Below are 12,698 nucleotides of genomic sequence, written 5' to 3'. Positions count from 1 at the left end.
TATAAGAATGCAGTCGAATGTGGGAGCCGGGCTTGCCCGCGATAGCCTCGCCTCGGTTTACTTGCCGAGCGGAATTTTAGGCGCCCAAGTCAGCCATTCCTCTTCGAACTTGTCGAACAGCGGAAAGGTTTGCTGCGGCCGTGCGGCGTTGCCCATGCGCTCGCCGTCTGGCGTGGCGAAAGCGATACCGCCGGAGACCAGGGTCTCCAACGACTCGGTGCGTACCGTCGCGCCTTTGAACAGGCCAAAATCGAGACCGAAACCGCTGGTGTTCCAGAAGCGGCTGCCACCGCGTACCAGCGGCGCGTACTTCGGCTCGATCAGGATGTGGATCAGCACGCGGTCGGCGGTCTGGCCCAACTCGTAGCCGGTGACTTTGCCCACGGTGACTTCGCGGTAAGTCACCGGTACGCCTTCCTTCAACGAACCACGCCGTGCGGCACTGAGTGTCAGGCTCAGGCCTGCCTCTTGGTGGACCGCTTCAGGCGGCTGATCCAGCGCGACAAAGCTCTTCTGTGGACCGGCATTTTTCGCCGCCGGCTGCACCTCGATGTACTGCCCGGTAACCAGGGTTTCCAGGTTGGAGGTTTTCATCAGGCCCAGCTCAGGCTTTACCACCCAGAACTGGCTACCGACACGCGCGATGCGATCCGCCACTTGGGTGATGCGCGCGCTGAGCAGCACCGACTGCATATCGGCGCTCAGGTCGACGCTCTCGATCTTGCCGACATCCAGGCCTTTGAAACGCACCGGCGTGCCAGGACGCATGCCGTCGGCGCGGTCGACCTTGATGGTCACCAGGGTGCCGCGTTGATTGGCGGCCTCGCGATCGGCAAAGAGACGGAAGCGCGGGATGCGTTTTTTCAGCGGCACATTGGGTTCCGGGGTTTCGAAGGCGATACCGCCGGCCATCAAGCTGGCCAGGGATTCACTTTTCACCTGGATGCCGCCAGTGAGCCCGCCGGTCAGGGTGACGCCGCTGGCATTCCAGAAACGCGTCGAGCCGTTGACCAGGTTTTCGTATTCCTTCTCGATATGAACGCCGATCACCAGTTGCTTGTTCTTGCGCGAGAACTGATAGCTCTGCACCGAACCGACCTTGACCTGTTTATAGAGAATCGGGCTACCGACATCCAGGGAACCGAGGTTGTCAGTGAACAGCACCATGTGCAGGCCTGGGGAGCGCAGGTCCAGCGGCGGTGCCTTGGCCCGCGCAACGAATTCGCGTTGCGGCGCGCTGCCTTTGTCACCAGGGCGAATGGCGATGTAGTTACCCTTGACCAGGGCTTCCAGCCCGGTGATGCCCGCCAGGGAGATGGAGGGTTTGACCACCCAGAACTGGGTGTCCTGCACCAGGTAGTCTTCGGCCAATGGGTCGAGCGTCAACTCGGCATTGGCGCTGGACAGGTCAGGGTCGATCTTCAAGGTTTTCAGGCTGCCGACCTGGATGCCTTTGTACATGACGGGCGTACGGCCAGCCTGCAGGCCTTCGAAGTCGGTGAGCTTGACCTTGACCTTGATGCCAGCAGCGGCGGCGTCGAAGTCTTCATACAAGCGGAACGGCAGGCTCGGATCCGTCGGTGGGCTGTCCTTGCGGTTCTCCGGCGTGGCGAAGGCAATCCCGCCGGCGACGATACTGGAGAGCGATTCACTGCGTACTTTCACGCCGGAAAGATTGGCGTCGATGCTGATGCCGCTGGCGTTCCAGAAACGTGTGTGTTTGCGCACCAGGCTCGCGTAGGTCGGCTCGATGTAGACCTTGATCTCTACGGTGCTCTGGTCCTCGGAAAGCAGGTAGCTTTTGACCTGGCCAACCTGGATCTGTTTATAGAACACTGGACTGCCACGGTTCAGCGAGCCGAGGCGATCAGCCTTGATGGTCAGGTGCAGGCCGGGCTTGGCGTCTGACAACGGCGGCTCTTCGGAGAGCGCCTTGAATTTGCGCGTGGGCTCACCATCACCCGGGCTGGCGGCGATGTAATTACCCGACACCAAGGTTTCCAGGCCGGTAATACCGGCGAGGCTGACACTCGGCTTGACCAGCCAGAAGCGCGTATTGGTCTTGAGATATTGGTCGACGTCCTTGTTCATCTCGATGGTGGCAATCACCCCACGGTTACTGCCCTCGTCGTCCAGGGCCAAGGTCTTGACCTTGCCCACGGACATACCTTTGTAGACCACTTCTGTTTTGTTGGCCTGGATACCTTCGCCACTTTCAAAGCGCACCTGGATCTCGATGCCCTGTTGGGAATAGGCGCGCCACCCCAACCAACCGCCGATGATCAGGGCAATCAGGGGTAACACCCAAATGGCCGACCAGTTGGAGGCCGGGCGGGTTTTAGCTTTAGGCAAATCACTCATGGTCGTCGTCCGACTCCGTGTTATCCCAAATCAGTCGGGGATCGAAAGTTACTGCGGCAAGCATCGTCAAGATCACCACACTGGCGAACGCCGCGGCGCCGAGGTTTGCCTCGACACTGGCAAGTCGCCCAAAGTTTACAACCGCCACCAGGATGGCGATCACGAAGATATCCAGCATGGACCAACGTCCAATGAATTCGATGAAGCGGTACATCACAATGCGCTGTTGCGCGGACAGCGGTTGGTGGCGCTGTACAGAGAACAGTAGCAGGCCAATGCCTACCAGCTTGAACGTGGGCACCAGGATACTGGCGATAAATACCACCGCCGCGATGGGAAACATACCGTGCTGCACCAACTGGATCACACCGGCCATGATGGTACTGGGATCACCCTGGCCGAGGGAATTGATGGTCATGATAGGCAGCAGGTTGGCGGGGATATACAAAATGGCCGCCGTGATCAACAACGCCCAGGTGCGGGTGAGGCTGTTTGGACGCCGGGCATGGATCAGCGCACCGCAGCGAGTGCAGGTTTGCTCATCGGTGTCCGCTGCCTGTTTGTTCAACTCGTGGCATTCGGTACAAATCAGAATGCCTGCATCAATCGCCCGCATGATCATCCTCTCCTGACAACGCTTGCCAGACCTGGTGGGGCGACATCACCACCTCAAGCAGTACCTGAACCATTAATAGACTGACAAAACACGCGAGCCCCAAGCCGACCGTGATAGAGGCCATGTCGGCGAGCTTTACGATCGCCACCAGTACGCCCATCAGGTAGACCTCCAGCATCCCCCAGTCTTTGAGGTGGTGGTAAATGCGGTACAGCAACAGCCCATAGCTGCGGCCCACCTTCCAACGAATGCTGAGCAGGACTGCGAGCTGGCAGAGCAGCTTGAGCAAGGGAATCCCCATGCTGCACAGGAACACAACGGCGGCGACGCCTTGCATGCCGGTATCAAACAAGCCGACCACGCCACTCCACACGGTGTCTTCCGAGGACTGCCCGAGTAGATTGAGCTGCATGATGGGCAAAAAGTTCGCGGGGATGTACAGCAACAGCGCCGCGAGCACCAAGGCGAGACTTCGCTCAACGACATTGTGGCGGTGAGCGTACAGCTCGTAACCGCAACGCGGGCATTGGGCTTTTTCGCCGAGGGCAAGCTTGGGTTTGCGCATCAGCAAGTCGCACTCATGGCATGCCACCAGGTCGTCCAGTGGTAAATCCGACACCTCAGGGGCATCAACCGGATCGGGCATAGATAGGGCTCTGACTCTAAAAAAGGTTAGGTGCCTATTCTAGTGGTCTGGTTCAGAAATAACTGTGCAAATTTGTCGGGGCTTGGGGACCCACATGGACATACCGGATAGGGGAGTCGGGGGGTTAGGACGGCTTGAGCTGATGGCGGGGGCTGCGGCCACCCACTTACTTTTCGACCGCCCAAAACAAAACCCCTGTCTGCGTTAGCAAACAGGGGTTCTGGAATTTAATCTTGACGATGACCTACTCTCACATGGGGAAACCCCACACTACCATCGGCGATGCATCGTTTCACTGCTGAGTTCGGGATGGGATCAGGTGGTTCCAATGCTCTATGGTCGTCAAGAAATTCGGGTACTGAGTCGTGACCATGATGGCCTCGCTTCAGCAAATTGGGTATGTGATAGCTTTCGGTGTTTTGTGAGCGTCGAACTTTCGGTTCATTTCGTCTTCACACACCGCAATCTGGTGCTCTTTTGCCTTTCAGCTCGAAGCAAGCAAATTGCTTGGGTGTTATATGGTCAAGCCTCACGGGCAATTAGTATTGGTTAGCTCAACGCCTCACAGCGCTTACACACCCAACCTATCAACGTCGTAGTCTTCGACGGCCCTTCAGGGAACTCAAGGTTCCAGTGAGATCTCATCTTGAGGCTAGTTTCCCGCTTAGATGCTTTCAGCGGTTATCTATTCCGAACATAGCTACCCGGCAATGCCACTGGCGTGACAACCGGAACACCAGAGGTTCGTCCACTCCGGTCCTCTCGTACTAGGAGCAGCCCCTCTCAAATCTCAAACGTCCACGGCAGATAGGGACCGAACTGTCTCACGACGTTCTAAACCCAGCTCGCGTACCACTTTAAATGGCGAACAGCCATACCCTTGGGACCGGCTTCAGCCCCAGGATGTGATGAGCCGACATCGAGGTGCCAAACACCGCCGTCGATATGAACTCTTGGGCGGTATCAGCCTGTTATCCCCGGAGTACCTTTTATCCGTTGAGCGATGGCCCTTCCATACAGAACCACCGGATCACTAAGACCTACTTTCGTACCTGCTCGACGTGTCTGTCTCGCAGTCAAGCGCGCTTTTGCCTTTATACTCTACGACCGATTTCCGACCGGTCTGAGCGCACCTTCGTACTCCTCCGTTACTCTTTAGGAGGAGACCGCCCCAGTCAAACTACCCACCATACACTGTCCTCGATCCGGATAACGGACCTGAGTTAGAACCTCAAAGTTGCCAGGGTGGTATTTCAAGGATGGCTCCACGCAGACTGGCGTCCACGCTTCAAAGCCTCCCACCTATCCTACACAAGCAAATTCAAAGTCCAGTGCAAAGCTATAGTAAAGGTTCACGGGGTCTTTCCGTCTAGCCGCGGATACACTGCATCTTCACAGCGATTTCAATTTCACTGAGTCTCGGGTGGAGACAGCGCCGCCATCGTTACGCCATTCGTGCAGGTCGGAACTTACCCGACAAGGAATTTCGCTACCTTAGGACCGTTATAGTTACGGCCGCCGTTTACCGGGGCTTCGATCAAGAGCTTCGCGTTAGCTAACCCCATCAATTAACCTTCCGGCACCGGGCAGGCGTCACACCCTATACGTCCACTTTCGTGTTTGCAGAGTGCTGTGTTTTTAATAAACAGTCGCAGCGGCCTGGTATCTTCGACCGGCATGAGCTTACGGAGCAAGTCCTTCACCCTCACCGGCGCACCTTCTCCCGAAGTTACGGTGCCATTTTGCCTAGTTCCTTCACCCGAGTTCTCTCAAGCGCCTTGGTATTCTCTACCCAACCACCTGTGTCGGTTTGGGGTACGGTTCCTGGTTACCTGAAGCTTAGAAGCTTTTCTTGGAAGCATGGCATCAACCACTTCGTTATCTAAAAGATAACTCGTCATCAGCTCTCGGCCTTAAGATCCCGGATTTACCTAAGATCTCAGCCTACCACCTTAAACTTGGACAACCAACGCCAAGCTGGCCTAGCCTTCTCCGTCCCTCCATCGCAATAACCAGAAGTACAGGAATATTAACCTGTTTTCCATCGACTACGCTTTTCAGCCTCGCCTTAGGGACCGACTAACCCTGCGTCGATTAACGTTGCGCAGGAAACCTTGGTCTTTCGGCGTGGGTGTTTTTCACACCCATTGTCGTTACTCATGTCAGCATTCGCACTTCTGATACCTCCAGCAAGCTTCTCAACTCACCTTCACAGGCTTACAGAACGCTCCTCTACCGCATCACTTACGTGATACCCGTAGCTTCGGTGTATGGTTTGAGCCCCGTTACATCTTCCGCGCAGGCCGACTCGACTAGTGAGCTATTACGCTTTCTTTAAAGGGTGGCTGCTTCTAAGCCAACCTCCTAGCTGTCTAAGCCTTCCCACATCGTTTCCCACTTAACCATAACTTTGGGACCTTAGCTGACGGTCTGGGTTGTTTCCCTTTTCACGACGGACGTTAGCACCCGCCGTGTGTCTCCCATGCTCGGCACTTGTAGGTATTCGGAGTTTGCATCGGTTTGGTAAGTCGGGATGACCCCCTAGCCGAAACAGTGCTCTACCCCCTACAGTGATACATGAGGCGCTACCTAAATAGCTTTCGAGGAGAACCAGCTATCTCCGAGCTTGATTAGCCTTTCACTCCGATCCACAGGTCATCCGCTAACTTTTCAACGGTAGTCGGTTCGGTCCTCCAGTTAGTGTTACCCAACCTTCAACCTGCCCATGGATAGATCGCCCGGTTTCGGGTCTATTCCCAGCGACTAGACGCCCTATTAAGACTCGCTTTCGCTACGCCTCCCCTATTCGGTTAAGCTCGCCACTGAAAATAAGTCGCTGACCCATTATACAAAAGGTACGCAGTCACAGAACAAAGTCTGCTCCCACTGCTTGTACGCATACGGTTTCAGGATCTATTTCACTCCCCTCTCCGGGGTTCTTTTCGCCTTTCCCTCACGGTACTAGTTCACTATCGGTCAGTCAGTAGTATTTAGCCTTGGAGGATGGTCCCCCCATATTCAGACAAAGTTTCTCGTGCTCCGTCCTACTCGATTTCATGACTAAGAGATTTTCGCGTACAGGGCTATCACCCACTATGGCCGCACTTTCCAGAGCGTTCCGCTAATCTCAAAGCCACTTAAGGGCTAGTCCCCGTTCGCTCGCCACTACTAAGGGAATCTCGGTTGATTTCTTTTCCTCAGGGTACTTAGATGTTTCAGTTCCCCTGGTTCGCCTCTTGCACCTATGTATTCAGTACAAGATAACCATCTTATGATGGCTGGGTTCCCCCATTCAGACATCTCCGGATCAAAGTCTGTTTGCCGACTCCCCGAAGCTTTTCGCAGGCTACCACGTCTTTCATCGCCTCTGACTGCCAAGGCATCCACCGTATGCGCTTCTTCACTTGACCATATAACCCCAAGCAATCTGGTTATACTGTGAAGACGACATTCGCCGAAAATTCGAATTTCTCAATTAAGAGAACTCACAAATTTTACCTTAGCCTGATCCGTTACCAGTGAAAGTAACGTTCAGTCTATCTTTCTATCACATACCCAAATTTTTAAAGAACGATCTAATCAAAGACTAGAAATCAACATTCACCATCAACTTGATGGAATGCTCATTTCTAAGCTTTCAAAACTTTCAGAAGCAGTAGTGGTGGAGCCAAACGGGATCGAACCGTTGACCTCCTGCGTGCAAGGCAGGCGCTCTCCCAGCTGAGCTATGGCCCCGTATTTCTACAGGCGTTTCCCACACAAAATTGGTGGGTCTGGGCAGATTCGAACTGCCGACCTCACCCTTATCAGGGGTGCGCTCTAACCAACTGAGCTACAGACCCAATTTCGGGCTGCTTCTTATCGTCTTCTTCAATGAATCAAGCAATTCGTGTGGGAACTTATGGAGCAGCTGATGTCGTCGATTAAGGAGGTGATCCAGCCGCAGGTTCCCCTACGGCTACCTTGTTACGACTTCACCCCAGTCATGAATCACACCGTGGTAACCGTCCTCCCGAAGGTTAGACTAGCTACTTCTGGTGCAACCCACTCCCATGGTGTGACGGGCGGTGTGTACAAGGCCCGGGAACGTATTCACCGCGACATTCTGATTCGCGATTACTAGCGATTCCGACTTCACGCAGTCGAGTTGCAGACTGCGATCCGGACTACGATCGGTTTTATGGGATTAGCTCCACCTCGCGGCTTGGCAACCCTCTGTACCGACCATTGTAGCACGTGTGTAGCCCAGGCCGTAAGGGCCATGATGACTTGACGTCATCCCCACCTTCCTCCGGTTTGTCACCGGCAGTCTCCTTAGAGTGCCCACCATTACGTGCTGGTAACTAAGGACAAGGGTTGCGCTCGTTACGGGACTTAACCCAACATCTCACGACACGAGCTGACGACAGCCATGCAGCACCTGTCTCAATGTTCCCGAAGGCACCAATCTATCTCTAGAAAGTTCATTGGATGTCAAGGCCTGGTAAGGTTCTTCGCGTTGCTTCGAATTAAACCACATGCTCCACCGCTTGTGCGGGCCCCCGTCAATTCATTTGAGTTTTAACCTTGCGGCCGTACTCCCCAGGCGGTCAACTTAATGCGTTAGCTGCGCCACTAAGAGCTCAAGGCTCCCAACGGCTAGTTGACATCGTTTACGGCGTGGACTACCAGGGTATCTAATCCTGTTTGCTCCCCACGCTTTCGCACCTCAGTGTCAGTATCAGTCCAGGTGGTCGCCTTCGCCACTGGTGTTCCTTCCTATATCTACGCATTTCACCGCTACACAGGAAATTCCACCACCCTCTACCATACTCTAGTCAGTCAGTTTTGAATGCAGTTCCCAGGTTGAGCCCGGGGATTTCACATCCAACTTAACAAACCACCTACGCGCGCTTTACGCCCAGTAATTCCGATTAACGCTTGCACCCTCTGTATTACCGCGGCTGCTGGCACAGAGTTAGCCGGTGCTTATTCTGTCGGTAACGTCAAAACAGTTACGTATTAGGCAACTGCCCTTCCTCCCAACTTAAAGTGCTTTACAATCCGAAGACCTTCTTCACACACGCGGCATGGCTGGATCAGGCTTTCGCCCATTGTCCAATATTCCCCACTGCTGCCTCCCGTAGGAGTCTGGACCGTGTCTCAGTTCCAGTGTGACTGATCATCCTCTCAGACCAGTTACGGATCGTCGCCTTGGTGAGCCATTACCCCACCAACTAGCTAATCCGACCTAGGCTCATCTGATAGCGCAAGGCCCGAAGGTCCCCTGCTTTCTCCCGTAGGACGTATGCGGTATTAGCGTCCGTTTCCGAACGTTATCCCCCACTACCAGGCAGATTCCTAGGCATTACTCACCCGTCCGCCGCTCTCAAGAGAAGCAAGCTTCTCTCTACCGCTCGACTTGCATGTGTTAGGCCTGCCGCCAGCGTTCAATCTGAGCCATGATCAAACTCTTCAGTTCAAACATCTTTGGGTTTTTAAGAAACCCTAAACTTGGCTCAGCAATCGTTGGTTACATCTTTGATTTCTCGCGGAGTAACTTGTGATGCTGATAATCTTGTTGACTATCAGTCTGACTCCACAAGCACCCACACGAATTGCTTGATTCAGTTGTTAAAGAGCGGTTGGTTAAGATCTTTCGTCTCAACCGAGGCGCGCATTCTACAGCAGCCTCATTTGCTGTCAAGTGATTATTTTCAGAAGTTTTCGAAGATTTCTTCAACAACTTCAACCACTTGCGCTTCCGATCTCTCGTTAGCGGGAGGCGAATTCTACAGCGTTACACGCTGCTGTCAACACCTCTTTTCTCCGCTTTCGACCGAGAAGATCGAAACGTTAATAGAGCCAAACAACACTGCCCTACCAACTCCTTCTGGGCTTCGATGAACTGAAGCAAGTCGCTGTCGAATCTCGCGTAACTCTTTGTTTATCAAGGAGTTTTCCGTTTCGACTGCGCCGGAAGTGGGGCGAATTATAGACTTCCAGAATCTGCCGTCAACACCTTTTTTCACATTTCTGTCATATCGGTCAAAAAGCCCCCGAAAACGCGAAAGCCGGCCCCAAGGGGCCGGCTTTGTACTTACCCTGCCTTACAGGCTAGGGAAGGCAAACTGCGACGCTTCATGGCTGGCGCGCTGCGGCCAACGCTGGGTAATCGCCTTGCGACGGGTATAGAAGCGCACGCCATCCGGTCCATAGGCATGCAAGTCGCCAAACAGCGAACGCTTCCAGCCACCAAAGCTGTGATACGCGACCGGCACCGGCAATGGAACGTTCACGCCGACCATGCCCACTTCAATCTCGTCACAGAACAGCCGGGCCGCTTCACCGTCACGGGTGAAGATGCACGTGCCATTACCGTATTCGTGATCGTTGATCAGTTGCATCGCCGCTTCCAGGCTGCTCACCCGGACCACGCACAGCACCGGTCCGAAGATCTCTTCCTTATAGATACGCATCTCAGGCGTCACGCGGTCGAACAGGCTACCGCCCAGGAAGAAGCCCTCTTCATGCCCGGCAACACTCAAACCACGCCCGTCGACCACCAGCTCAGCGCCCGACGCCACGCCGTCTTCTATATAGCCACTGACTTTATCCCGTGCCTGCCCCGTCACCAACGGCCCCATATCCAGGCCGCAGGACGTGCCCGCACCAATCTTCAGCGCCTTGACCTGCGGTACCAGTTTGGCGATCAACGCATCCGCCACCTGATCACCCACGCACACCGCCACCGAGATCGCCATGCAACGCTCGCCACACGAACCATAGGCCGCGCCCATCAACGCGCTGACCGCGTTATCCAGATCCGCGTCCGGCATCAATACCGCATGGTTCTTCGCGCCGCCCAGTGCTTGGACGCGCTTGCCGCGTTTGGTTGCCTCGGCATAGATGTATTCGGCAATCGGCGTCGAACCAACAAAGCTCAGCGCCTTGACTTCCGGTGCCTCGATCAACGCATCCACCGCGCCCTTGTCGCCGTGCACCACGCTCAGCACGCCCTTGGGCAAACCGGCTTCCTGCAGCAGTTGTGCAATCAGCAGCGTCGAACTCGGGTCGCGCTCGGACGGCTTGAGGATGAAACAGTTACCGCAGACGATCGCCAATGGGTACATCCACAGCGGCACCATCGCCGGGAAGTTGAACGGGGTGATGCCCGCCACCACACCCAACGGCTGGAAGTCCGACCACGCATCAATGTTCGGCCCGACGTTGCGGCTGTACTCACCCTTGAGAATTTCCGGCGCCGAGCACGCGTACTCAACGTTCTCGATCCCGCGCTTGAGCTCACCGGCAGCATCTTCCAGCGTCTTGCCGTGCTCTTCACTGATCAACTGCGAGATGCGTGCTTCGTTCTGCTCCAGCAATTGCTTGAAACGGAACATCACCTGGGCGCGCTTGGCCGGCGGGGTATTACGCCAGGCTGGAAACGCTGCCTTGGCCGAGTCGATCGCCTGTTGAATGGTTTCACGGCTGGCCAACGGCACCTGGTGAATGACCTGGCCGGTGGATGGGTTGTAGACGTCGGCGCTTCGACCGCTGTCGTTGACCAACTCACCGTTGATCAAATGCTGGATAAGGCTCATGCAGGGCTCCTGAAAAGTTGTTCTATATAGAAGGAGAAATCAGTCGATCTTGTTCAGCACTTCGCCGACCGCATCGAACAGACGATCCAGGTCCTGCGGCTTGCTGTTGAAGGTTGGCCCGAACTGCAGGGTGTCGCCGCCAAAGCGCACGTAGAAACCGGCCTTCCACAACGCCATGCCGGCCTCGAATGGACGCACGATCGCATCACCGTCACGCGGGGCAATCTGGATCGCACCGGCCAGGCCATAGTTACGGATGTCGATCACGTTCTTGCTGCCCTTCAAGCCGTGCAGCGCATTCTCAAAGTGCGGGGCGACTTCGGCTACGCTCTGCACCAGGTTTTCCTTCTGCAGCAGGTCCAATGCCGCAAGGCCGGCAGCGCAGGCTACCGGGTGCGCCGAGTAGGTGTAGCCGTGAGGGAATTCCACCGCGTACTCAGGCGTCGCCTGGTTCATGAAGGTCTGATAGATCTCGCTGCTGGCAATCACCGCGCCCATCGGGATCGCGCCGTTGGTGACTTGCTTGGCGATGCACATCAGGTCCGGGGTCACACCGAAGCTGTCGGCGCCGAACATCGAGCCGGTACGGCCGAAACCGGTGATCACTTCGTCGAACACCAACAGGATGTTGTGCTGGTCGCAAATCTCACGCAGACGCTTGAGGTAGCCCTGCGGCGGTACCAGCACGCCGGCGGAACCGGCCATCGGCTCGACAAACACGGCGGCGATGTTCGACGCGTCATGCAATTCGATCAGTTTGAGCAGCTCATCGGCCAAGGCAATGCCGCCCTGCTCCGGCATGCCACGCGAGAACGCATTGCTCGCCAGCAAGGTGTGCGGCAGATGGTCAACATCCATCAAGCCCTGGCCAAACAGTTTACGGTTGCCGTTGACGCCGCCCAGGCTGGTACCGGCGATGTTCACCCCGTGGTAACCACGGGCACGGCCGATCATCTTGGTCTTGGTGGCCTGGCCCTTCAGGCGCCAGTAGGCACGCACCATCTTCACCGCCGTGTCGGCGCACTCGGAACCGGAGTCGGTGAAGAACACGTGGTTGAGGTTGCCCGGGGTCAGATCGGTGATCTTTTCTGCCAGCTGGAAAGACAACGGATGACCGTATTGGAAGCCCGGGGAGTAGTCCAAGGTGCCCAACTGCTTGGCGACGGCTTCCTGGATTTCCTTGCGAGTGTGCCCGGCGCCACAGGTCCACAGGCCCGACAGCGAATCGTAGACCTTGCGGCCCTTGTCATCCGTCAGCCAACTGCCTTCGGCGGCGACGATCAGCCTTGGGTCACGCTGGAAGTTACGGTTGGCCGTGTAGGGCATCCAGTGCGCATCCAACTTCAGTTGGCTGGCCAGGGACGAAGGGGCGTTTTCGGGCATGTTCATCAGCAAAACCTCGCAGGGCAAAAGGCAGCGTCGGGATTGAAAAGCGTTGTTGCAGCTAAATTGCCACGGGGATAAAGTCGGTGAAATCCAACTCTTCTAACCT

5 protein-coding genes, 2 tRNA genes and 3 rRNA genes are annotated in these 12,698 nt (G+C 55.7%); all 10 read right to left on the bottom strand.

Features of this window, described 5'->3' with window-relative positions; all coding sequences use genetic code 11:
- Positions 1-57: 57 nt before the first annotated feature.
- The 10 genes from JFU04_RS02805 to JFU04_RS02760 all read right to left on the bottom strand — a co-directional run bounded on the left by JFU04_RS02805 (position 58) and on the right by JFU04_RS02760 (position 12,595).
- Positions 58-2,361: a PqiB family protein gene (locus JFU04_RS02805; protein ID WP_120447558.1), complete on the bottom strand. Its 2,304-nt coding sequence runs from the start codon at positions 2,359-2,361 to the stop codon at positions 58-60.
- On the bottom strand, positions 2,354-2,977 hold the full coding sequence (locus JFU04_RS02800; protein ID WP_065900398.1) for a paraquat-inducible protein A: 624 nt from the start codon (positions 2,975-2,977) through the stop codon (positions 2,354-2,356). Before JFU04_RS02800 ends, JFU04_RS02805 begins: the two co-directional genes overlap by 8 nt.
- Positions 2,964-3,623: a paraquat-inducible protein A gene (locus tag JFU04_RS02795; RefSeq protein ID WP_201143478.1), complete on the bottom strand. Its 660-nt coding sequence runs from the start codon at positions 3,621-3,623 to the stop codon at positions 2,964-2,966. Before JFU04_RS02795 ends, JFU04_RS02800 begins: the two co-directional genes overlap by 14 nt.
- 231 nt (positions 3,624-3,854) lie before the next feature.
- Positions 3,855-3,970 (bottom strand): 5S ribosomal RNA (rrf, locus tag JFU04_RS02790).
- 171 nt (positions 3,971-4,141) lie between these two features.
- Positions 4,142-7,033, bottom strand: a 23S ribosomal RNA gene (locus JFU04_RS02785).
- A gap of 249 nt (positions 7,034-7,282) precedes the next feature.
- A tRNA-Ala gene (locus JFU04_RS02780) sits at positions 7,283-7,358 on the bottom strand.
- 30 nt (positions 7,359-7,388) lie between these two features.
- Positions 7,389-7,465, bottom strand: a tRNA-Ile gene (locus JFU04_RS02775).
- 82 nt (positions 7,466-7,547) lie between these two features.
- Positions 7,548-9,084 (bottom strand): 16S ribosomal RNA (locus JFU04_RS02770).
- Together the 16S, 23S and 5S rRNA genes with 2 tRNA genes alongside form the textbook arrangement of a ribosomal RNA operon.
- A 628-nt stretch (positions 9,085-9,712) precedes the next feature.
- Complete coding sequence (locus JFU04_RS02765; protein WP_065900387.1) at positions 9,713-11,206, bottom strand: CoA-acylating methylmalonate-semialdehyde dehydrogenase; 1,494 nt, start codon at positions 11,204-11,206, stop codon at positions 9,713-9,715.
- Between the two features lie 39 nt (positions 11,207-11,245).
- Positions 11,246-12,595, bottom strand: a complete 1,350-nt coding sequence (locus JFU04_RS02760; protein WP_065900385.1) for an aspartate aminotransferase family protein — start codon at positions 12,593-12,595, stop codon at positions 11,246-11,248.
- Positions 12,596-12,698 lie beyond the last annotated feature (103 nt).

The organism is Pseudomonas sp. TH21 (assembly GCF_016651025.1).
Lineage (GTDB): Bacteria > Pseudomonadota > Gammaproteobacteria > Pseudomonadales > Pseudomonadaceae > Aquipseudomonas > Aquipseudomonas aylmerensis.
Note: the sequence above shows the minus strand (reverse complement) of the source record. Positions and strands in the feature narration are given on the sequence as shown.

Bases quoted from the DNA above. Each gene is read 5' to 3' on its own strand.
- JFU04_RS02800 (WP_065900398.1), bottom strand. From the start codon at position 2,977: ATGCGGGCGATTGATGCAGGCATTCTGATTTGTACCGAATGCCACGAG.
- JFU04_RS02795 (WP_201143478.1), bottom strand. From the start codon at position 3,623: ATGCCCGATCCGGTTGATGCCCCTGAGGTGTCGGATTTACCACTGGAC.
- JFU04_RS02805 (WP_120447558.1), bottom strand. From the start codon at position 2,361: ATGAGTGATTTGCCTAAAGCTAAAACCCGCCCGGCCTCCAACTGGTCG.
- JFU04_RS02760 (WP_065900385.1), bottom strand. From the start codon at position 12,595: ATGAACATGCCCGAAAACGCCCCTTCGTCCCTGGCCAGCCAACTGAAG.
- JFU04_RS02765 (WP_065900387.1), bottom strand. From the start codon at position 11,206: ATGAGCCTTATCCAGCATTTGATCAACGGTGAGTTGGTCAACGACAGC.